At 38.7% G+C, this 22,994-nt stretch carries 21 protein-coding genes; 7 read left to right on the top strand and 14 right to left on the bottom strand.

Annotation, left to right across the window (positions count from 1 at the left end; all coding sequences use genetic code 11):
• Positions 1 to 3: 3 nt before the first annotated feature.
• Both rpmA and rplU read right to left on the bottom strand, forming a co-directional pair.
• The gene (rpmA, locus tag AC6H0V_RS07965) at positions 4 to 486 is read right to left on the bottom strand and encodes a 50S ribosomal protein L27 (RefSeq protein WP_497563193.1); all 483 of its coding nucleotides are present in this window, start codon (positions 484 to 486) and stop codon (positions 4 to 6) included.
• A 75-nt stretch (positions 487 to 561) separates the two neighbouring features.
• The gene (gene rplU / locus AC6H0V_RS07970) at positions 562 to 873 is read right to left on the bottom strand and encodes a 50S ribosomal protein L21 (RefSeq protein WP_497563194.1); all 312 of its coding nucleotides are present in this window, start codon (positions 871 to 873) and stop codon (positions 562 to 564) included.
• A 404-nt stretch (positions 874 to 1,277) separates the two neighbouring features.
• Here rplU and AC6H0V_RS07975 point away from each other — a divergent pair, with 404 nt between their 5' ends.
• The 3 genes from AC6H0V_RS07975 to AC6H0V_RS07985 all read left to right on the top strand — a co-directional run bounded on the left by AC6H0V_RS07975 (position 1,278) and on the right by AC6H0V_RS07985 (position 5,988).
• Complete coding sequence (locus tag AC6H0V_RS07975; protein WP_497563195.1) at positions 1,278 to 2,129, top strand: GLPGLI family protein; 852 nt, start codon at positions 1,278 to 1,280, stop codon at positions 2,127 to 2,129.
• A gap of 196 nt (positions 2,130 to 2,325) precedes the next feature.
• Positions 2,326 to 3,294, top strand: a complete 969-nt coding sequence (locus AC6H0V_RS07980; RefSeq protein WP_497563196.1) for a GLPGLI family protein — start codon at positions 2,326 to 2,328, stop codon at positions 3,292 to 3,294.
• A 30-nt stretch (positions 3,295 to 3,324) separates the two neighbouring features.
• Positions 3,325 to 5,988 carry a TonB-dependent receptor gene (locus AC6H0V_RS07985; protein WP_497563197.1) on the top strand — a complete coding sequence of 888 codons (2,664 nt, stop codon included), beginning with the start codon at positions 3,325 to 3,327 and terminating at the stop codon, positions 5,986 to 5,988.
• Positions 5,989 to 7,231: 1,243 nt separating this feature from the next.
• Here the strand turns inward: AC6H0V_RS07985 and AC6H0V_RS07990 are convergent.
• From AC6H0V_RS07990 to AC6H0V_RS08010, 5 genes are all read right to left on the bottom strand, one after another.
• Positions 7,232 to 8,707, bottom strand: a complete 1,476-nt coding sequence (locus AC6H0V_RS07990) for a M56 family metallopeptidase (protein ID WP_497563198.1) — start codon at positions 8,705 to 8,707, stop codon at positions 7,232 to 7,234.
• A gap of 1 nt (position 8,708) precedes the next feature.
• A complete protein-coding gene (locus AC6H0V_RS07995; protein ID WP_497563199.1) occupies positions 8,709 to 9,074 on the bottom strand; it encodes a BlaI/MecI/CopY family transcriptional regulator in 366 nt (121 codons plus the stop codon).
• Between the two features lie 107 nt (positions 9,075 to 9,181).
• Positions 9,182 to 9,682: a hypothetical protein gene (locus tag AC6H0V_RS08000; protein ID WP_497563200.1), complete on the bottom strand. Its 501-nt coding sequence runs from the start codon at positions 9,680 to 9,682 to the stop codon at positions 9,182 to 9,184.
• A gap of 14 nt (positions 9,683 to 9,696) precedes the next feature.
• Complete coding sequence (locus tag AC6H0V_RS08005) at positions 9,697 to 10,212, bottom strand: hypothetical protein (protein ID WP_497563201.1); 516 nt, start codon at positions 10,210 to 10,212, stop codon at positions 9,697 to 9,699.
• A 10-nt stretch (positions 10,213 to 10,222) separates the two neighbouring features.
• A complete protein-coding gene (locus AC6H0V_RS08010) occupies positions 10,223 to 11,608 on the bottom strand; it encodes a dicarboxylate/amino acid:cation symporter (RefSeq protein WP_497563202.1) in 1,386 nt (461 codons plus the stop codon).
• Between the two features lie 147 nt (positions 11,609 to 11,755).
• Between AC6H0V_RS08010 and AC6H0V_RS08015 the strand changes: the two genes are divergently transcribed.
• The 3 genes from AC6H0V_RS08015 (at position 11,756) to AC6H0V_RS08025 (ending at position 13,448) form a co-directional block, all read left to right on the top strand.
• Entirely contained in the window at positions 11,756 to 12,253 is a 498-nt protein-coding gene (locus AC6H0V_RS08015) for an RNA polymerase sigma factor (protein ID WP_497563203.1), read from the top strand.
• Positions 12,240 to 12,830: a hypothetical protein gene (locus AC6H0V_RS08020; RefSeq protein WP_497563204.1), complete on the top strand. Its 591-nt coding sequence runs from the start codon at positions 12,240 to 12,242 to the stop codon at positions 12,828 to 12,830. The genes AC6H0V_RS08015 and AC6H0V_RS08020 overlap by 14 nt, the downstream gene beginning before the upstream one ends.
• Before the next feature lie 63 nt (positions 12,831 to 12,893).
• On the top strand, positions 12,894 to 13,448 hold the full coding sequence (locus AC6H0V_RS08025; protein WP_497563205.1) for a DUF922 domain-containing protein: 555 nt from the start codon (positions 12,894 to 12,896) through the stop codon (positions 13,446 to 13,448).
• Positions 13,449 to 13,618: 170 nt separating this feature from the next.
• Here AC6H0V_RS08025 and AC6H0V_RS08030 read toward each other — a convergent pair whose 3' ends face one another.
• From AC6H0V_RS08030 to AC6H0V_RS08055, 6 genes are all read right to left on the bottom strand, one after another.
• Positions 13,619 to 14,224: a hypothetical protein gene (locus AC6H0V_RS08030; protein WP_497563206.1), complete on the bottom strand. Its 606-nt coding sequence runs from the start codon at positions 14,222 to 14,224 to the stop codon at positions 13,619 to 13,621.
• 79 nt (positions 14,225 to 14,303) lie between these two features.
• Positions 14,304 to 16,208 carry a beta-N-acetylhexosaminidase gene (locus AC6H0V_RS08035; RefSeq protein WP_497563207.1) on the bottom strand — a complete coding sequence of 635 codons (1,905 nt, stop codon included), beginning with the start codon at positions 16,206 to 16,208 and terminating at the stop codon, positions 14,304 to 14,306.
• Positions 16,209 to 16,734: 526 nt separating this feature from the next.
• Entirely contained in the window at positions 16,735 to 17,715 is a 981-nt protein-coding gene (gene trxB / locus AC6H0V_RS08040) for a thioredoxin-disulfide reductase (RefSeq protein WP_497563208.1), read from the bottom strand.
• A gap of 194 nt (positions 17,716 to 17,909) precedes the next feature.
• Complete coding sequence (locus tag AC6H0V_RS08045) at positions 17,910 to 19,070, bottom strand: dipeptidase (protein ID WP_497563209.1); 1,161 nt, start codon at positions 19,068 to 19,070, stop codon at positions 17,910 to 17,912.
• Positions 19,071 to 19,084: 14 nt separating this feature from the next.
• Complete coding sequence (locus AC6H0V_RS08050; RefSeq protein ID WP_497563210.1) at positions 19,085 to 19,690, bottom strand: toxin-antitoxin system YwqK family antitoxin; 606 nt, start codon at positions 19,688 to 19,690, stop codon at positions 19,085 to 19,087.
• A gap of 106 nt (positions 19,691 to 19,796) precedes the next feature.
• Positions 19,797 to 21,425, bottom strand: coding sequence for an acyl-CoA carboxylase subunit beta (locus tag AC6H0V_RS08055; RefSeq protein ID WP_497563211.1), 1,629 nt, complete (start codon positions 21,423 to 21,425; stop codon positions 19,797 to 19,799).
• Positions 21,426 to 21,577: 152 nt separating this feature from the next.
• Here AC6H0V_RS08055 and AC6H0V_RS08060 point away from each other — a divergent pair, with 152 nt between their 5' ends.
• Positions 21,578 to 22,285 carry a hypothetical protein gene (locus tag AC6H0V_RS08060; protein ID WP_497563212.1) on the top strand — a complete coding sequence of 236 codons (708 nt, stop codon included), beginning with the start codon at positions 21,578 to 21,580 and terminating at the stop codon, positions 22,283 to 22,285.
• 28 nt (positions 22,286 to 22,313) lie between these two features.
• On the opposite strand, the gene AC6H0V_RS08065 is transcribed toward AC6H0V_RS08060, so the two are convergent.
• A complete protein-coding gene (locus AC6H0V_RS08065; protein WP_497563213.1) occupies positions 22,314 to 22,898 on the bottom strand; it encodes an LOG family protein in 585 nt (194 codons plus the stop codon).
• Between the last annotated feature and the right edge of the window lie 96 nt (positions 22,899 to 22,994).

Below are 22,994 nucleotides of genomic sequence, written 5' to 3' on the forward strand. Positions count from 1 at the left end.
CAATTACTTAGCTGCTTTTTTAGCTGCTGGTGCTTTTGCTGCTTTCGGCGCTGCTTCTTTTTTAACCTCCGAGGTGCTTTTATCAGCAGGTGCTTCTTTTGCTACACTCTCAGTTTCAGTTGTTTCAGTTGCTGCTACTGGTTCTGCTTTAACAGCTTTCTCAGCTACAACTTTCTTCGCTGCTACGGCAGCTTTAGGTGCCGCTGCAGTTGCAGGCGCAGCATCTTCTACTGTTAGAGGTAATACCGAAACGTAAGATTTGTTATCTTGTTTCTTTTTGAAAGTTACAATACCAGGTACTAAAGCGAATAAAGTATGGTCTTTACCAATACCTACTCCTTTGTCCGGATGGTGTTTTGTTCCGCGTTGACGAACGATAATGTTACCAGCGATAGCTTCTTGACCACCGAAGATCTTAATACCTAAACGCTTGCTATGCGATTCACGTCCGTTTCTAGAACTACCGGCTCCTTTTTTATGTGCCATTTTATTTTATCTTTTGATAATTAGTTATCCCGATAGCTATCGGAAGCTAATTAGTTAATTTGCTAATTAATTAAACTACAGAGTGATACTCTCAATCTGGATTTTAGTGAAATACTGGCGGTGACCATTTTTCTTTTTATAACCTTTTCTACGTTTCTTTTTGAAAACGATTACTTTATCACCTTTTAAATGAGACACGATTTTAGCTGTAACCGATGCACCCTTTACTGCAGGAACCCCTACTGTAATCGCACCCTCATTATCAACCAACAATACATTGTCAAATTCAATACTAGCGCCCTCATCTCCTTGTAAACGGTGTACAAAAAGGTGCTGGTCTTTTGCAACTTTGAATTGCTGTCCTGCTATATTTACTATTGCGTACATTGTTAAATAATTATTTATTAAATTGTTTATTTTTTTATCGAGGTGCAAATATAGAATAAATACTATTCAAACACAAATGGATAGGAAAAAAAATTAGTCGATAGTCCATAGTCTATAGTCTGGATGCCTAAGAATCCACTCCATATCAAGTAAATGAATGCCAGCATTTCATGGCATCTTCAGTCCCGCTCTCCATTCCAAACCTGTTTACACTAAAATATGATGGGGTTTTACATTTCGATCAGGTTTAATTAAGAAACAACAGTGCTAGTAGTAAAGATTGCAGGGAGGTTATCCTAACCAAATTAAGTGCATCATAAACCTAAACTGTTAAAAATGTTAAATCATGAAATATATTACGAATTATTCGTAGATTTACGAAAATTTAATTTATATTTACGTATATGAAAACTTTTTTAGGCACATGGATAGTATTATTCGTATCAGCAACAGCATTTGCACAAGCTCCGGATGAGGTGCTGGCCAGAGTAAGGTACACTTATATCCAATCAAGCAACTCTTCTACAAAAGATAAGCCCCGTTCAGAGAACATGTTACTGTTTATAGGCAAAAATGCATCATTGTATACCAGTTATGATAAACTGAACTATGAAATCGGCCAAGACCAAAAAAGGAAGACACAAGTGATGATGCAGGCTGGAAATAGTAGTGCACCTCGGGTTATAAAAATTGATAATTCAGGAAGTGATTGGATGTCGAAAACAGATTATTTTCTTTTCGTTAAAGAAAATAAGATGCTGGTTAAGGAGCTCTTCTTCTATCGTGCCTACCTAATGGACGAAGCTATCCCCGTAATCAGTTGGAAAATTAGCAAAGATACGCTCAGTTTTTCAGGTCTGCTTTGTAAAAAAGCCACAGCAAACTTTGAGGGCCAAAATTGGATAGCATGGTACGCTCCCAGCCTACCCTTTCAATCTGGTCCGTGGAAACTAAACGGTTTACCTGGCTTAATTATCGAAGCTTATGAAGAATCCAAAACCATACAGTTTCAGTTGGCCGGTTTTGAAAACGTAAAGGAAGATAGGATCAAAGGCAAATCCAACAACCAAGAAGGTGTAATCAGTAGCCTTGATGTAGCAATGGGTACAGATGTTGCCAGTGCTTATTTTAATCATCTTATTACGTTACCCACCTACAGAACTGTAAAAACCACTAGATCTGAACTAGACAAATTAAAATTAGCGCAACGAAAAGATCCAAAAGGATTTAGTAAGGCCCAGCTTCTGGGGCAATGATATTAATTAGCTAGTAAACTTATTAGCGAATTTGATAATGATCGAACAGCTGAACATCATGCCATCATTAACTAATTATATTAACTAATTAGCCAATTGTAAATGAATTGGTTAAAAAATGTTAAAATATTTTACACTTTACGAATAATTCGTAGATTTACGAAAAGTTAATTACAACATATTAAAAAAACCCATCATGAAAGCTATTTTAACAACAATTCTAGCTATTGCAATAAGCGCTGTAGCAATTGCACAAGCTCCAGACAAATCTTTAGCTAGAGTAAGATATTCATTTACACACATCAGGGATACTACTGCCAAAGATAAACCATACACAGAAAATATGTTATTGGTTATTGGCAAAAACGCATCGGTATATACCAGTTATGATCGGCTTAACCGAAACATAGAGATGCAGAAACAAGTTGCAGAGCAGGTTAAAAATCAAGCTGGTGGAGGCCCAGTTAATATCAGGATAAACGGAACTTCAGTAAGACCAACGTCGGACATCGACTATTTCTTTTTTGCAAACGAAAATAAATTCTTCACTAAAGAACGTGTATTTAATAGTTACCTCATCGAAGAAGATGCTCCTAAAATCAATTGGAAGATTACTAAAGATACGGCCAGTTTCTCCGGAGTGAAATGCCAAAAAGCAACCGTTTATTTTAAGGGCAGAAACTGGATTGCCTGGTACGCACAAGAATTGCCATTTCAAAGCGGACCGTGGAAATTGAATGGTCTACCTGGGTTAATTGTTGAAGCGTACGACGAGAAAAAGGAAGTCGTTTTTACCTTTGCAGGCCTCGAAAATGTTAACGAATCAGAAACCAAAGCAGCCGAAGAAAAAGCCCCAACCATCCAAACCCCAAGTGGAACGGGGACAGTAAGGATGTTCGGCATGGATAGCAGTACCGCTTATTTAGGCCCAGAAATTAAATTACCAGCGGATGCCATTAAAACCACAAGAAAAGAACTCGATAAATTAAAAGAGGCAAGGGATAAAGATCCACAAGGCTTCATGAATGCACAACTTGCAGGAAGCGGAGTACAAATGGCTGTGGGACAAAGAGCTACTGTTAGAACTGGTCCGCCTCCGTCTGGCAGTCTTACCATATTCTCGAACGTGATCAATAATCCTATAGAATTACCAGAAACAAAATAAACAAGCTGAGAACTCAACCAACTTATACAGATGAAAAGGCTACTAATCACGATCCTGCTGTTCTTAATGCTTGGAACCATTTCCGCCTTTGCGCAGAAACAGCTCAAGGGAAAAGTAAAAGATGCAAAGGGTGCTCCCGTCGCCGCCGCAAGTGTTAACCTAAAAGACAACGAGGGAAACATTATAAGCTTCACCAGAACAGATGATAAAGGGACATATACGCTATCCTTTAGTGAAGAAAACAAGGGTCTAAGCATAGAAGCTACAATGATAGGCTATACCAAACAAATGGTTTCCGTTACAGAATTGAGCAAAAATTATGAGGTAACTCTAGTTGCTTCAGAAATTAGCCTCAAAACAGTGGTGGTTAAAAACCAGCCAACTTTAACAGTTAAAGGAGATACTTTAAATTACAAAACTTCAGATTTTGCCGATAAACAAGACCGCAGCATAGGCGATGTGCTCCGGAAAATGCCAGGAATTGAAGTTGCCGAAAATGGTAGGGTTTCTTACAATGGAAAACCCATATCAGCCCTATATATTGATGGTGATAATGTATTGGACGATAAATATAGTATCGGAACAAAAAGCATCCCCCATGGTGCCGTAGACAAAGTTCAAGTGATAGAAAATGACCAGCCTATTAAAATGATGCGCAAAAACAACATGAGCGAAGATGTAGCACTAAATCTGGTAATCAAAGATGAAGCGAAACTTAAGGTGATGGGCGATATCAAAGCTGGGATAGGCACCCCAACCAGGTTTGATGGCAATGCTAATGCAATGATGTTTAAGAAAAATATAAAGTTTATCAATAATATCAAAGGAAACAACATCGGGATCGATCCTGGAATAGATCTCACCTCATTTAATCTTGCAGATTACCAAAAGAGGCTGGAAAATGATAAGCCGAACAGCTTTCTTTCGGCTGGTGCAGCTGGTGTTCCTACCCTCCCACAAAACCGTTCGCTGTTTAATAAAGCGGGATTAATCAACCTTAATAATCTTTATAAATTTAATCAAGACCTGCAGATCAAAGCAAATATCTCTTATCTGTATGATCAAAGAAGTCAAGAATACAGCAAATTATCAGAAACATACCTCCCTGGTCAAACTATCGTATATAACGAATTTCAGGATAATCAGATTAATCCACAGAAGCTTCAGGCAAAGTTAAACCTAAATGGCAATGCCGATAAATACTACCTAAATAACACCTTACAGGCTGAATATACCCCGTTCAAAACCAACTCGAATGTTGTAATTAATGGTATTGGTGCAAGTCAGATATTGGGTCAGGAAACTTTTGATCTTTCCAATGAATTCAGCTATCGGAAAAAATTGAAGTCAGAAAACACTATTAATTTCTATTCGTACTTAAACCGTACCACCCAGCCAGAGCGCCTTACGATCAGACCGGGCTTAAACGAGGCGATTTTAAATAATGGAACACCCTATGCTGGACTAAATCAATACATCAAACTGCCCACATGGTTTACCAACAACTACTTCTCGTTTGCTTTGGTCCATGGAAAATTTGTTCAAACCTATAAAACTGGCTTCAACGTACAACAACAGGAACTTAATTCTGAATTGTACAGGGTACAAAATAACCAGATTACCGAACTGGTTTCGGCAAGTATGACAAATGACCTGGATTGGTCTAAAAATAAAGTCTACAGTGAAGCATCTTACGAATACTCAAATGACAAACTAAAACTTGGCTTATTTTTGCCTTTTAGTTACAACACGATCAGCTATGAAGATCCCACCAAGGGATTAGATAAACGTTTAGATAAGTTCTTTTTGAACCCTTCGTTTAATGCAAAGTACCAAACAAGTCCTGAAAACTATGTCACTGCAAATTATAGCTATAGAAATGATTTGGGAGGCATTGATGATGTATATCGGGGTACGGTTTTAAAAAACTACCGCTCATTATTTGCAAATGATGCGCCTATTTCTGAACGTAAAACACACTATGCGGGTGCGAGCTTTAATTTCCGCAAAGCGATGCAAATGTTCTTTCTTAACTTAAATGCGAGCTATACGAATACCGAGTTAAATACCATTTCATCGTACACGTTAACTAATAGCATCCAACAACGTGTGGTATTGCCATTAGCTAACGAGGTAACCAGCTTAAATTTTAGTGCCAACGCAAGCAAATACCTGTTCAAACTAAGAAGTACCGTAAATGTTGGAATGAGTTACAGTATTTCTACTTTTGATCAATTGCAGAACAATAACTTGCTGCCTTACGCTTCTGAAGTAATTACTTATAAGGCAGGCATGGATGCTAAATTAAACAACTTTATCAATTGGTCTTACAGCGCAAATTACACTGAAAGCGAAAATAAAGCGAAAAACGGAGGTACACCGATTACAAGGTTTCAACAACTTAGGCAAGGATCCGGTATAACTGCAACAGCATTTAAAAGCTTGTACCTAACCCTTTCTGCCGAACACATTTTTACTCAGCAATCCAGTCAGCCAAACCTAAACTACTTGTTTGCCGATTTTAACATGAGGTATAGATTAGTGAAACTTAAAACGGATTTAGAATTTGGCCTTACTAATTTGGCAAACGTTAAGAAATTCGAAGCTATAAACTTAGCGGCCAATTCATTAACATCTGGCACCTACTTTATTCCCGGTAGGGTGGCAATGTTAAAGGCCACATTTAGCTTTTAAACGCTGAGCGATTGGCGTTAAACTATGGGCGAATCCCACACTTAGCGCTAATCGCCAAGCACTCAGCGCAAGACCCTTTCCCGGATGGGAGGATAGTTAATAATTAATAAACAAACACTGAAACCTAAGCCCTGATACTTAAAAGTTGAAGGGCTTTTTAAGTGGTGAAGTAGTAGAGCGTTTGGCGGTAAGCGCGGAGCGAGAGTTTAACCTGATGAAAACTTAGGTGTCTAAGGCGTCTAAGGTGGTGAGATTTAAACGCAAAGGGCGCAGAGGATTTCGCAAAGAACGCAAAGGCAGTTTACAGTTGGTGAAAGGCTTAACCTGTCTTCGACTACGCTCAGACTGACAATTAGAGAAATAGCGCTTAGGTATCTAAGGCGCCTAAGGTGGTGAAGTAGTAGAGCGTTTGGCGGTAAGCGTGGAGCGAGAGTTTAACCTGATGAAAACTTAGGGGTCTTACCTGCCGGCAGGCAGGGCTGGTGAAAAAACTATTCCTAATTGCTGTCACTCTGAGCCTGTCGAAGGGTATAACTTGTCTTCGACTACGCTTAAACTGACAATGGGGGAATAATTAAAGTGTTGGCTCAACTTAGCTGTTCTTAGATGTCTAAGATGGTGAAAAAATAGAGCGTTTGGCGGTAAGCGTTAAGCGAGGGGTTAACTCTAGACGCTCAGGTAACTAAGGAGTCTTAGGTGGTGAGGTTTTAACGCAAAGAGCGCAAAGGATTTCGCAAAGAACGCAAAGGCAGTTTACAGTTGGTGAAAGGCATAACCTGTCTTCGACTACGCTCCGACTGACAATTTAGAGAAATAGCGCTTAGGTATCTAAGGTGCCTTAGGTGGTGAGATTTTAACGCAAAGGGCGCAAAGGATTTCGCAGAGAACGCAAAGGCAGTTTACAGTTGGTGAAAGGTTTAACCTGTCTTCGACTACGCTCAGACTGACGATGGGGGAATAATTAAAGTGTTGGCTCAAACTTAGCTGTTCTTAGATGTCTAAGATGGTGAAAAAATAGAGCGTTTGGCGGTAAGCGCGGAGCGAGGGTTTAACCTGATGAAAACTTAGGTATCTAAGGGGTCTAAGGTGGTGAGATTTTAACGCAAAAGTCGCAAAGGATTTCGCAAAGAACGCAAAGGCAGTTTACAGTTGGTGAAAGGCTGAACCTGTCTTCGACTACGCTCAGACTGACAACTATGGGAGTAAAACTAAAGCATCTAAGGGTGTCTTAAGTGATGAAAAACTAATTATCCCTCGTCACAACCCGAACCCCTGTAACTTTATCGGTTTTTTTATCGATGCTTACATTTTTTATATCGTCTGGTTTAATAAGTGATGCGCGAAATTCCTCAGCCGATATTTCCTTTCCATTCAGGAAATAGGCTACCTTACCATTTGAAAGGGAATCGATAGATTTAGCCATCGGAAAGCCTTTTACTACAATCATCTTGGCGGTAGTATGATCTGCATTAGGGAAGGGCACGCCCTCTTTTAATTGCAATCTTAAATTTTCAACGTGTCTAATTGTTCCTTCTTTTGATAGAGAATCAGTACTAATCATGAAAAATTTCTCACCTGCGCTACCTTTAGCGCCGCTTACCGTGCCGCGAATTTTCACATTCTGATTAAATTGTCTTAGCTCCAATGTGGGTTTATGTGTGCTATCACCGGTTATAAACAAACTTTTAATAAAGAAGGTAAATTTAGTGGTATCCCTTTTCGCTTTTAGGCCGGTAGGTACTTTTAGTTTTTTAATCGTTTTTTTAACCGTCTTTTGAGGGATAGGAACATCCATAATGTGGTGGCTAACTAACGCTTGCTGTAATGGGATCAAGTGCTTCTTGAAATCCTTTTTGGATATTGTAAAGGCTAAGGTTGTAAGCAATAAGATTGGTGTAACCAACAAATAGCGACTTAATGTCAATTTCGATGATCGTTTAAGATTCATCATTTTGATCCTTTTCTTTAGATCAGATAGGTTAAAATTATTTACGATTGCCACAGCGGGCGTTAAATTACCCACATCCAGCAAACTGTATTGATATGTTTTCTTATCAATCCCTTTATTTAGGATTTTTTGATCAGTTATAAATTCAAGATTTTCTTTTACTGCCTTTTTCATTAACCAAACACCAGGATTAAACCAGTAAAAAACCACGCTTAATTCGGCCAAGATAATATCTAGCGAATGCCATTCCTTAACATGGATCTGTTCATGCGCCAGAATGGTCTGTAATTCATTTTCAGGATGCAATGATGGGTTAATGTATACTGTTTGCCAAAAAGAAAATGGACTAACAGGTTCATCCAAAATACGAACCGGATAATTGGAAACCGCTCCAGGAGCCGATTTTTTATGCATTCGATATAAAGAAACAAACTGGATCAATAATCTAAATGCCATAAATGCCACTCCAACATAAAACAAGAGGCTAAGCAGCGGCCAATTTACCGCTATAAAATGAGAAGGAACCAATGAATTAACCTGTTGGTTCAACTTTGGAACAAAAGCCACCACTTCTTGGTTAAGCTGTTGTTGGCTATGGAAAAAATCGGTTAGATTAATAAATGGATATACCGTAGAAAACAATATTCCAAATACTAAAAATAACCTATTAATGGTATAAAAGGTCAATCGGCGTAAAATCAGATAATAGGCTGCTGCAAAAAGTAGGAGAACCAGATTTATCTTTAACAGAATGATAAAAAATTGAGGCATGTCATTTTTGATCAGGGTTTTCGATCAGGTTAATAATCTCTTTTAATTCTTCGGTGCTGATTTTTTTATCCTTAGCAAAAAAAGCCACCAATTCTTTATATGAACTTTGAAAGTAGCTATTCACAAAACCGTTCATGAAACGTTTTTTGTATTCAACTTCCTTTACTTTAGCACTGTAGCGATTAGCATTTGCATAACGCTCGCTCTTTAAAAATCCTTTACGCTCTAGATTTTTTATAGTTGATGCCAACGTGGTGTAAGGTGGTTTTGGTTCGGGCATAGCATCCATAAAATCTTTAATAAAACCAGCTCCTACTTGCCAAACCGCTAGCATCGCTTCTTCTTCCTGTAATGTTAACTTCTCCATAATTACGAATATATCGTAAATATACGAAATTATCTTTTATTCACTAAAATTTTACAAGGTGATAGGCGGTGGGCGTTAAGCGTTGAGCGATAAGCGTTAAGCGTTTGTTAATCGCCAGCTTCGCGTTCTCTCAAAATTTGATCTATGGCCAACTGAATCTTTGCGGCGGATTGTGCAATGGCAGGATCTCCATTATAATCTGTCATGAATATGATCTTCTTGGTTTTTTCCTGGTAGTTAAAGATAATCTCATATCTCAACACCTGATCACTTATGAGGTTGGCATTTGGGTTAGCTATCACCTCTGGTAAGTTCCATAAATTTGCTTCTGCTGCCTTACCATGCAAGAAAATGAAATTGTTTGCTTTCAATCTTAGCTTGGTTTTAATAAGCGAATCTCTACTATCTAAATATTGATATTGGCCTGTAAGCGAGTTATAGGAGTTGATAAGTGTATCACCTACCCCCCATTTGTAGCTAATAGACAACAAATCTGAAGCAGGATACGGGCCTTGCTTAAGATTAATTAGGTAATAACCTCCAACGCCAGCAATTAAGGTTGCTGCGATTGTTGCGATTAATGATAAATTTTTCTTGAGCTGAGCCATAGTTAGTTAAATTACTAATTAGCCAATTTACTGTCTTTTTGCTCCGCATCGATCAATTGTTGCTCCATTACCTTCTGCATCAGCGCCGCAGCATCTTTCATTTTTGGGTTGCCCTCAAAATTGGGGAAATAAGTTACTTCTTTAGAGCCCTTACGGTAATTGAACTTCATAAAGTAACGCAGGATCTTTGGATTTTTAAGATCACTTTCGCTGTTGGCCACTACATTAGGCAAATTCCAAAAACCCTGTAGATCAGCATTGCTGTCTAAAAATTTCTTGTCTTTAGCGCTTAGGTCGATGTGCTTAATAATCAATGAATCTTTATCGTCAATGTATCTATATTCGCCTGTGGCCGAGTTATATGAATTTTCTAGGTTCGGACCGGCACCCCATTTGTATTCAACAGAGATAAAATCCTTGGCTTTAAAGTTGGCATACCTAAATTTCTCCTGATAATAAATTACACTATAAATTACCAAAGGAAGAACAACCGTTAAACCGATGAAAATCATTTTTCCCCTACTCGTCATATTTTTTAAATTAGTCTGTTGGACCTGTTAGTTCACCTTCCCACTTACTTACTACAGCGGTAGCAATACTATTTCCAATTACATTGGTAGCCGACCTTCCCATGTCCAATAGAGGATCTATCCCGATTAAAAGCGCTAATCCTGCCTCCGGTATATTAAATGTTGCAATTGTACCAGCAATAACCACCAATGATGCCCTTGGAACGCCAGCAATGCCTTTACTGGTAAGCATGAGGATTAATAACATGGTAATCTGTTTATCGAACGGAAGATGGATACCATAGCATTGAGCTATAAAGATCGAGGCAAAGGTCATGTACAACATCGAACCATCAAGGTTGAAAGAGTACCCGAGAGGCAGTACAAAGCTTACAATTTTGTCTTTACAGCCAAATCGTTCCAGTTGTAACATTGTTCTAGGATAAGCGGCTTCGCTACTGGCCGTACTAAAGGCAAGCATTACAGGTTCTTTCATTCTATTCATCAGGTTAAACACCCGATTTTTTAAGATGAGAAAACCAATAAATATCAGTAAGATCCATAAAATGAGCATGGCGGAGTAAAATTCGCCAATAAACAGGGCATAGGTTGATAATACACTGATCCCTTGTTTAGCCACAATAGCGGCCATTGCACCAAATACTGCAAAAGGGGCAAAATTCATTACATAACCCGTAACTTTTAGAATGATATGAGCTACAGAGTCAAAGAATTCTATCACCACTTTTCCTTTTTCGCCAATGGCAGCAGTAGCTACCCCAAAGAACAAGGAGAAGATTACGATCTGTAAAATTTCATTGGTAGCCATAGCTTCGGCAAAGCTTTTAGGTACGATATGGGAAATAAAATCCTTTACAGAAAGTGCGGTAGCTTTAATTCCGGTATCGGTATGACTACTGGGCAGAGTCAAATGCATGGCTTCGCCTGGTTTAAATACATTTACTAAGAACATTCCCAAGAGCAACGACATTAATGAAGCACTGACAAACCAAAGCATGGTCTTTCCGCCAATACGGCCAACAGCCTTTATATCACCTACTTTGGCAACTCCAACTACTAGCGTAGTAAATACCAATGGTGCGACAATCATTTTTATTAAACGTAAAAAAATGTCGCTCAATAGTGTAAAAGGCTCTAGTCCCTTTTCTCTTTTTGTTTCGTTTTCTTTCCTAATCTTAACCTGATCAGCTTTTTGGCTCTTTAATACCGCATATTGTGCAACTGTGGTATCCGGTAAACTGCTCATTTGCAGTTCAATCTTTTTAACCTGTGCATCTGCACCTACAATGGCATCATTATTTTTATTGAAATTATTTACATTTAAGTAATAACCAACAGCCACACCGAGTATGAGTGCGATAAAAATAAAAAGTGTAAGTCTGTTCTTATTCGACATTTCTGAGGTTTAGGTTTAAAACAAAGTGTAAAACTACAATAATAAAATTATTCTCTAAACAATGTTGATAAACCCTTAATATTTTACATATTTGACCGTAACAAAACCTGGTTATCTTTATCTAATCCTAAATTAACAGCGTAGCTCTTGAGTCAAAAAGACATACTATTTAAGGAAATATTCGATAAAAACTCCAAGAAGATTTTTCACTTATGCTATGGCTATACTGGAGATAAGGATTCGGCCAATGATCTTTTACAAGAAACATTCTTAAAAGTTTGGCAAAACCTGGACAAGTTTAGAAACAAATCACTGATTTCTACTTGGATCTATCGCATCGCTGTTAACACCTGTTTAACTTATTTACGCTCCGAAAAAAGACAGTCGAAAGACGAACTAACAGAGAATATTATTGAGAATAGCGTAGAGGAATTCTCCGAAAAAAATGAGCAGGTAGCCTTGCTGTATAAATCAATTTCAAAATTGGAAGAGAACGATCGTTTGATTATCACCATGGTTTTGGATGAATTACCATACCATGAAATTGCTGATATTTCTGGGATAAGCGAAGGAAATCTTAGAGTTAAAATTCATCGTATTAAACAAAAACTGACCGAATTATACAATCAACATGCAAGAATTTGATCACATAGAAGCACTTTGGGCAAAGCATACTGTTGATGTAAGCATTTCTGCCGATGAAATGCTGAAGCAGGCTAAAAAAGACGTGAACGGAATGCGCACTAAATCGCTATTAAATATAGCAGGGATGATCGTTTCTTTTTTGGCTTTCGCTTCTTTATGGGTATTTTTTGATTTCCAATCGCCAACAACCTATGTGGGGATCAGTATCATCATCATAGTTGTTGCTGTTTATATCGTTATTTTATATAATAATTATAGGATAATTTCGAAAAATGATTTTACTGCAAATCCTAACGAATTTATTAAAGCTTTAAAAATATATCAGATCAATCGATTTAACCTTCATAACCGCTTATATTGGTTTTACGCCCTAGCATTGTCTTTGGGAATGGTTCTTTATTTTTTCGAAATGTTAGCACACCTGCAGCCTTGGGTCCAAATAACTACAGTAACATTAAGTTTTGGCTGGATGATCTTTTGCTCTACATTGGTGCGAAAAGCCGTAATAAAACGTGATCGGGAACGAATTTCACTATTAATCGAAAAATTTGAGCGCATCAGCGCACAGTTTCATTGAGACAGACTTACGAAGTTTTAAAAACTTCGTAAGTCTGGCACGGCTTTAGTTCTATACACCCCAATGCATAACGTTAGGGTTAAATATTATATTATTGTAGCATTTGCTATGCTATTTCTTTTTAGTGGATTTAAAACCCAACAAGAAGTTATACCAGAGCAAATAGATTGGGATACGCATTTTTTGGCGCCACCTGATCGTAATTCAGCCTTTGCCGCATTAACCGTTACCAATTGGCATTACAGCTATAGCGCTACGGTTAGAAATAATAATTTACATATTGATTTTAAGTTTTCTGGAAGTGTAGTTCCCGAAAAATCATGGGTTAAGCCCGAGAGAATTAGCAACCGAAAGGTAAGCAGACAACTCTTAAATCATGAACAAGGTCATGTCTACATTAATTTTTTATTGCTTAAAAACGGTGAAGTTCAAATAAGGAACCAAAAATATACGCCTAGTAATTACAAAAAATTGATCACAGCCACCGGAAACAAGGTGGGCAAATATTACAGTGACATGCAAGATAGATACGATGTTGAAACCAACCACGGTTCTAATTTGGATTCACAAAGTAAATGGGATGCTTTCTTAAGGGATGAGATGAACAAGTTTAATTGATTACACCGATTATATCGCGTCGCGGCTGATTACACTGATTACCTCATCTCTTCTGAAGGAAGTTCCTGTACGCTTCGCGGATGATTACACCGATTAATAGATTACACCAATTGTAGTTGGTGCATTTTTTTGGACTGTTGGACTTTTGACTTTGGACTCCCAACTCCCAACTAATCTTCTTTCACCTCACTTGTGCTAAAGCTATTTCCGCTTAAGCGATATTTGAGCGTTTTTATTAGCGTTGTTGTTTTGCCACTATCAGTGCTTATCACTGGCACAGAGCGAAATAAATCTCCGTTTTTAACAAAGAATTTGTCATTTCCTTTATATCCCTTTTTTAGGTTACTGTTTAATCCCGGAAAACTGATTTTATCAAAGTTACTGTTTGAAAATTCGTACACATTAAGATCGGTTACGTTTTTTCGAACTACATATTGGATGTACAGTTCTGGATTTCCATCATTATCGAGATCCATGTTCCATGCATCAGTAATTATTCCTTTTCGCTCGCCAGCCAGAGATTTATAATTATTTTTGATCGAATCAGACATTAACAAAAGGTATCCCCCAAGGGTATCGATGCCCTTTCCCCAACTAACCACTTCAAAATGGTACCCCGGTTTGATTTCTATATTTTTATAAAAAGGAAACGGGTTAGAAGGTTTGGCAGTGGTTTGGGCCGTTTTTACTGGAACAGGTTTATCATTGGTACAAGAGCCTATAGAAAGACCTGTTAGGATAAATAAGCCAATTTTGATAACTTTTCTTAATTTCATTTTTGATGTAATAATGTGATATCCCGACAGATATCGGGAAGCTAATCATCGAATTTACTAATTCTCTAATTAAATTTCGTTATTTAGTTTTCACTTCTGGGGCTCCATTATTAAGGATCGTTTCAGTTACCACACTTCTTCTCCCGCTAGGCATGATTACAATGGTCTTAAGTATTTTCTTTTGCCCTTGTGGAACAATTACTTTGATGTCTGACGTATACTCTGTAGCATTTTCTGATGGGCGGTAACCATTAAGCGTGTAGAATATTTTAGCACCTAAGCTTGGCGATTTTAAGCTTATCGTAATATTTTCGCCCTTAACTTCCTTTTCTGGCTGACCAATTGGAGTTGGCACCCAATAATTGGTGTTGGTTTGATCTAATCGTCCCAAATGTAGGGGCACCCTTTCTTCGGTAAAATTTTTCAGATCTTTTCTAGTTACCGGACTCCACGCAATTTCTGATAGGGCATACAATCTGGGAAGGAGCATGTATTCTACTTTAGCGGGGGTTTCTAAATATTCTGCCCACATATTCGCTTGCACACCAATTATATATTTTCTTTGTTCGTCACTCAATTCTTTAGGAACAGGATCATAGCCATAAATCTTAACATAGGTTGATAGCCCTCCAATAGTTAAGGGTTCATCTGTAGAGGTTGATTGCTTGTGATCGAGGTATAACCCAGCAGAACCTGGAGTCATAATTACATCATGGTTTTGCTTAGCCGCCTCAATACCTCCCTTTTCTCCTCGCCAAGACATAACGGTAGCGTTTGGTGCAAGTCCACCCTCAAGGATCTCATCCCATCCGATAATTGATCTGCCTTTACTGTTGATGTGTTTTTCTATCCGTTGAATGAAATAACTTTGAAGTCCATGCTCATCCACCAAGTTGTTATCCTTAATAAATTGTTGGCAAAACGGGGATTCTTTCCAATAGGTTTTAGGACATTCATCTCCACCAATGTGGATATATTTTGACGGGAACAATGCCAAAACTTCATCTAATATGTTCTCTAAAAATTTGAAGGTGTTGTCGGTTGGCACAAAGACATCATCAAAAACCCCCCAGGTCTGTTGTACTTGCTTCCCTTTTCTGTCTCCGCTCCAGGGAGCATTTTCTTTGATTGGGGTATCTCTATCCGGAAAGCAGCTCAATTCTGGATAGGCAGCAATAGCAGCGGATGCGTGACCGGGCATTTCTATCTCAGGCACTACTGTGATGTATTTTAAACCTGCATAAGCAACTACCTGTTTCACTTCTTCTTGGGTGTAAAAACCACTATGGGGCTGATTATCTGTACCACCAGTACCCGGATAATTCCCTACAATGGTGCCGTTTCTTTTGGAACCTACAGTAGTTAACTTAGGATATTTTTTAATTTCAATCCTCCAACCTTGATCATCTGTTAAGTGCCAATGGAAAGTATTGAGTTTGTATTGGGCGATCAGGTCGATGTATTTTTTGATGAAAGAGACAGGGAAAAAATGGCGACTAACATCCAAGTGCAGTCCCCTGTATTTAAAGCGGGGATAATCAATTATTTCGACTGCCGGAATGCTGATCTTATCTTTAGCTTTACCAGGCATCATTTGCATTAGGGATTGGATGGCATAGAATAATCCAACTTCAGAACCTGTGAGTTTGATTTGATTGGCGGTTACCTGAATAGAATAACCTTCTGCCGGCAGTTTTTCGGCACCAGCCGAAGTTAGAACTACTGCTTTTTGCCCCGCCGCAAGCACTTTGACCTCTCTTAAAGCAAAGCCTCCCTTTGTAACGATAAATGCGTTAAGCAGATCCGCGGTCCTCGCATTTGCACTTTCATTACTTACAATGGCTACTGTTTTGTCTAGCTGAAAGCTTCCATTCATTTTTTTAATAGAAACTGGAACCGGGATAATCCCCAGATTTTCGTCGGTTTGGGCAAAGGTTTGGTTTGCAAGAAAGGTTAGTAATAAAATGAAGGAAATTCTTTTCATGTGCAATAGTATTTGATATGCCCAAGATATGGAAATTTGGAGTAAGAAAGAAGTGGAGTCAGTTTACGGTTAACAGTTTGGGCTTAACAGTTGGCTAATCTCAACTACACCGCAAAGGTCGCAAAGAACGCAAAGCATTTAAAGCGTATCACTGTAAGCTTATCGAAGGTTTCAAATAGTCTTCGACTACGCTCAGACTGACAATCTCTATTGCTCATCCGATGAGTCATCCGATGAGCAAATTTCAAAATTACGCTCAGACAGACAATCCCTGGGATAGCACTAAGGTGTCTAGCGTGTCTAAGGTGGTAAAAAATAGCGCAGAAAAAGCAAGCATGTTAAAAGCGTATTACCGTAGGCTGATCGAAGGGCCCAAATAGTCTTCGACTACGCTCAGACTGACAATCTCAATTGCTCATCCGATAAATCATCCGATGAGCAAATTTGAAAATTACGTTCAGACTGACAATCCCAGGGACAGCACTAAGGCGTCTTAGGTGTCTAAGGTGGTAAAAATAGAAGAAAATTAAGGGTATGTAGAAGACAGCACGTTTACCGTATCGCCTTTGGCAGCTAAGTATCGCTCTGCATCTAAAGCGGCCATACAACCAGAACCCGCAGCAGTTACGGCCTGCCGGTAGTAATGATCTTGAACATCGCCACTGGCAAATACGCCTTCAATATTTGTTTTAGATGTACCAGGGATGGTTTTAAGGTAACCCGTTTCATCCATGTCAATCCAACCTTTGAAGATATCCGTATTGGGCTTATGGCCAATTGCTACAAAAAATCCTTCAACATCAAGTACTTTAGATTCTTCCGTTTTCACATTTAGGATCTTAACGCCAGTTACATTTTTGCCATTACCTATAATTTCAGTTGCCTGTGTATCGTAAATTACTTCAATATTTGGGGTGTTCAATACACGATGTACCATTGCTTTTGAAGCACGAAACTCGTCTCTACGAACTAACATGTAAACTTTTTTACATAATTTAGCCAAGTAAGTAGCTTCTTCGGCAGCTGTATCTCCGGCTCCAACTATTGCTACATCCTGGCCTTTAAAAAAGAAGCCATCGCATACCGCACAAGCAGAAACACCAAAACCATTATACTGTTGTTCACTTGGTAAACCTAACCACTTAGCTGTTGCACCCGTAGCGATAATTACGGTATCTGCAGTAATAGTTTTGATCTCGTCTACTACAACTTTATGGGGAAGGGAAGAAAAATCAACCGAACTTACGTAACCGAAGCGAATTTGTGTACCAAAACGCTCGGCCTGCTTTTTAAAATCTTCCATCATTTCTGGACCCATAATTCCATCAGGATATCCCGGGAAATTATCTACATCCGTGGTTTGGGTAAGTTGACCACCCATTTCCATTCCGGTATACATTACTGGTTTCATATCCGCCCTTGCGGCATAAATTGCAGCTGTATAACCCGCAGGACCAGATCCAATGATTAAACATTTTACGTGCTCTATTTCTTGTGCTTCAGCCATCTTATTGAATAATATTCTACAAATTTAAGGCTTTATTTGCACAGTGCAAAGGGCAATTAGCAACGGGAAAGTAATTTGTTACGGAAGATGTAAAATGGGAAATGGAAGATGGAAGGTTAAGTTACATTTTCCATCTTACCTCTTACATCTTACCTCTTACCTCTTACCTCTTACATCTTACATCTTAAATCAATCTAAGGTCTATTCGCTCTCAGCACTCTCAAAAAGTTTCCTCCCAGCATTTTGGTTACTTCTTCGGGTGTATAGCCTCTTTTAAGAAGTGCTGAGGTAATTTTCGGGTAATCTGCTACGCTGTTCATTCCACTGGGAAATGATTCGGCACCATCAAAATCGGCTCCAAAGCCTACATGGTCTACTCCAATCATTTTAACGATATAATCTACATGATCAATTAGCTTTTCGATGGATGGCTTGGTAGCTTCGGCATCTGCCTGATGTAGCGAAATCAGCGTATCGATGGCATTGCTCCGCCCATACTTGGCAGTTAAAGCCTTCAATTCTGTATCATATTTGGCAAAGAATACTTTTTGCTTAGCGCTAAATGTCGAATCTAAAAAGCCCGAATAAAAGTTGAGTGAGATTAGTCCGCCGTTTTTACCCACAGCTTTGATCTGTTCGTCGTTAAGATTTCGTGGCACCGGATTTAATGCATATACACAGCTGTGTGAAACCAAGATAGGTTTCTTTGATTCGTTGATCGCATCAAAAAAAGTACGTACACCAACATGTGAAAGGTCTACCAAAACACCCAGGTCGTTCAATTTATGAACCACTTGTTTTCCGAAATCATTCAGTCCGGCATTTTCCTTTTTCACTTTACCTGAGGTTTCTTCTGCCGCCGAGCTTGCCCAAGAAGTACTGTTGTTCCAAGTTAGGGTGAGATAAATCATTCCTCTTTTAGCAAGGTCTTCTAGTTTTTCTAAGCTATTTTCGATCATGTGGCCACCCTCTACCCCTATCATTGCTGCTAACTTCTTTTCGTTAACCGCTTTTTCTAGATCAGCAGCATTTTTAACCAACATGATTTTTGTTGGATATCGCTTAATTAAGCTATACAACGAATCTATTTCTTGGTTAGCAACGGCGAAACCTCCTTTTTCATCACACCAGATCGAAAATACCTGCACATCCAATCCACCTTGCTTTGCCCGTATTAAATCGAAATTTCCGGTAGACTGGAGTTTGCCGATGTCTATTCCAGATTTGATCTGGTTAAACAAAATATCGCCATGCGTATCTACAACAATAGCTTTTTGGTGAATACTTTTTGAGTTTTGAGCAAATCCCGAAAACGAAATAGTGCCTAATAAAGCTGCTAGTAAAATTTTATTCATTTGAGCGCCAGCCATTAATTTTTTACTTTTTTAGCTTTCTCTACATAGGTTGTTGACTTTAACACCCCTTTTTCATAGATCTGTTTTCTTTTCCCCCCCTCAATTAGCCATTCGCCATCTTTTTCGCCATTTACATAGTTTCCCTGCAATTCAATTTTTCCAAATTTATTGTACGTCACAAACTCTCCATGCAATTTTCCATTTACATAATCCTGAGAACTAAGTACATTTCCATCCGGGTAAAAGAGTAGCCATCTGCCATGCTCTACGCCGTTTACAAAGTTTCCTTGCTGACTAATAAATCTTGCTTTACCATTGAGTTTAAAATTGGTCTCATGCAGTCTGTTGAATGTTCCGATGTCCATATAAAAAATAAACTTTCCATGGGGCGTAGATAATGCGGCATCGCTATAGGAGCCTGTTTGGATTAAATTATTATCCAGATCATACCTTTTAAACATCCACAGGTCTTCAGTACTCAGTTTTCCGTAAATTGCGTAAGATGTAGCCCTGCTTTTATCCGTAGTAATCTGATCACCATAGAAATAAACAGGCGTTACTTGGGCACGGGTATTAAGATAAAAAGAAAGTAAAAGGAAAAGAGAAATGATAAACTTCATCTTTGGTAGGGAGGTTAGTTGTTTGAATTGGTTAACTGTTTATCCCGATAGCTATCGGGAGGTTAACTGTGAACTGATAACTGTTAAGCTAAAATACAAATTTCCATCAAGTTTGGATTACACCAACGTTAAATTTTTTAATAATTGGAGATTGATTAGCGGCCTCAATACCCATAGAAACGACCTTTCTAGTTTCGAGGGGATCGATAATGCCGTCTACCCATAAGCGTGATGCAGCATAGTAGGGTGTAGTTTGGCTGTTATATCGATCTGTAATTTCTTTGAGCAATTGGGCTTCTTTTTCTGGAGTAATGGTCTCGCCTTTTGCTTTTAGGGAAGATTCCTTTATCTGAAGCAATACTTTTGCAGCTTGTGCACCACCCATTACCGCAATTTTTGCTGTTGGCCATGCATATATTAACCGGGGGTCGTAGGCTTTTCCACACATTGCATAATTTCCGGCACCGTACGAATTACCAATTATGATGGTGAATTTAGGCACTACAGAATTTGCCACGGCATTTACCATCTTAGCGCCATCTTTGATAATTCCACCTTGTTCTGATCTGCTGCCTACCATAAATCCAGTTACATCCTGTAGAAAAACCAGAGGGATTTTCTTTTGGTTGCAGTTCATGATAAATCTGCTCGCCTTATCGGCGCTATCAGAATAAATAACTCCCCCGAATTGCATTTCACCTTTTTTAGACTTTATTACTTTTCGTTGATTTGCCACTATGCCAACGGCCCAACCGTCAATTCGGGCCAATCCACAGATTATACTTTGTCCAAACAGTTGCTTATATTCTTCAAATTCAGAATTATCCACCAAACGGAGGATGATCTCTCTCATATCATACTGGTTCTCCCTATTCTCTGGTAGGATACCATAGATTTCTTGTTCATTTAATTTTGGCAATGCCGATGTTATTCTATCAAAACCTGCATTTTGAGGGGCACCCAACATGCTCATTATTTTGCGGATACTTGTTAAACAAGCTTCATCATTGGGATGCTTATAATCGGTAACTCCAGAAATTTCACAATGTGTAGTTGCCCCGCCGAGGGTCTCATTATCTATCTCTTCGCCTATGGCCGATTTTACCAGATAAGATCCCGCTAAAAAAACTGAGCCTGTACCTTCAACGATCATGGCTTCATCACTCATAATTGGCAAATAAGCTCCTCCAGCTACACAAGAACCCATGATAGCTGAAATTTGCACAATCCCATCGGCACTCATCAATGCATTATTTCTGAACATTCTGCCGAAATGTTCCTTATCAGGAAAAATTTCATCCTGCATAGGTAAATATACCCCTGCACTATCAACTAAATAGATAACAGGCAAGCGATTTTCCATTGCGATTTCTTGTGCACGTAAATTCTTTTTTGCGGTCATAGGAAACCATGCCCCCGCCTTAACCGTAGCGTCGTTTGCCACAATTAAACACTGTCGGCCCGATACATAACCAATGCCAGTAACTACACCTGCACTGGGGCAACCACCCTGCTCAGCGTACATCCCCTCGGCAGCAAAGGCAGCAATTTCCAAAAATGCAGAGCCTTCATCTATTAGATAATTTATGCGTTCTCTGGCTAAAAGTTTACCTTTTTCTTTTTGTTTTGCAGCATTCTTTTCGCCCCCACCTTGCGCTATTTTCTTCAATCTGGTTTTTAACTCGTAAACCAATTGTTTATTTACGTCTTCATTTTTATTGAATTCTATGTTCATGTTAGCAAGTTAAAGGATAAATCTTTAAAACTAAAACCTGGAATGGTATTTAGTTTAGCATGGGGCATGGAGCGTGGGGGTAGGTAACTCTACGCTCCGCGCTCTATGCCCCATGCCCTACAACATTATCCTCCTTCTTACGTTATTCCCACATGAGATATTTAACCTTGGTTTTACTGCTATGCTCGCAAGTTGCTTTCGGACAATCATTTGTATTCCCGAAATTGATTATGCAAAGCAGTTCTATTGCTGCAATTATACCTCAGAACTGGAAGGCTATTGATACCGCATATGGCGATTTAAATAATGATAAGCAGGAAGATTTAGTTTTAGTGCTCGAATTTAATCAGCCCATAAATGAAGTTAGGGCCTATGGTGATGCAGATACGGAGATTATAAAAGAATTCCAAAAGCCTAGGGTATTGGCTATCTATTTTCAAAATTCACACCATCAATATGTTTTCGGATTACAGAATAACAATTTTATTCTTCGTTCTGAAGAAGGAGGGGCTTTCGGAGAGCCTTATCAGCAAGTAAGTATTGCCAATAACCGGTTAATTCTCGATTTTATGGGAGGAAGTGCTTGGCGCTGGAAATTAAACTACCAATTTAAATATGCTGATCAGAACTGGCTATTGGTTAAAGCTACCAACAGTTCTTTTCAAGTTAGTTCTGGTGAAATGAACAATAAGGAGTATAATTTTATCAGTAAGAAATTAACCGAAACTATAGGCAACATGTTTGGTTCGGACGTTAAGAATCAAGTAACTGAAAAAAAACTGAGCATTCCGGAACTAAGAACCTTCAAAAACTTTAAAAAACCTTGGACTTGGGAGATAAGTAAGGATGAGTTTTTGTAGCTAAGCAGGGAGCATGGAGCTTAGAGCTTTAGCTCAAATTACGATCTCTAAACCAAACATCATCGGGTACGGCGCTAAAGTTTTTCATTTTTTCAACCAAGTTTGTTGCGTCGGTTTCATTAAACACAAGATCCCTGTTATTCTGTTTTAAAAATCGGTGTTGCACCATAACATCCATTTGTTGAAACAATGGATCGTAAAAACCATTTACATTTAATACTCCGATGGGTTTGGCATGCAAACCCAATTGAAGCCATGTTAGCACTTCAAAAAATTCTTCGAGGGTGCCAAATCCGCCGGGCAGAATGATAAAGCCATCAGCAAGATCGGCCATTTTCTGTTTACGCTGGTGCATATTTTCGGTAATAACCATTTCTGTTAAACCCTTATGGCCAACTTCTTTATCCATCAAAAACTGTGGAATAACACCCGTTACTTTTCCCCCACGTTGAAGCATTTCATCAGCAATTACCCCCATTACCCCCACGCTTCCACCGCCATAAACAAGCGTGATACCTTGCTTAGCCATGGTATCGGCCAAATCTTGAATTGCTTTTTTTAAAATAGGATCTCCATTAAAGTTAGAGCCGCAGTACACACAGATTGATTTCATTTTGATGTTTTATTGCAACAAATGTAATAAAATCATCGGTTCATTAGTTCACTAGTCATTGGTTCACTCGTTCATTAGTCATGATGCATAGACATC

Source organism: Pedobacter sp. NO84 (genome assembly GCF_059703915.1).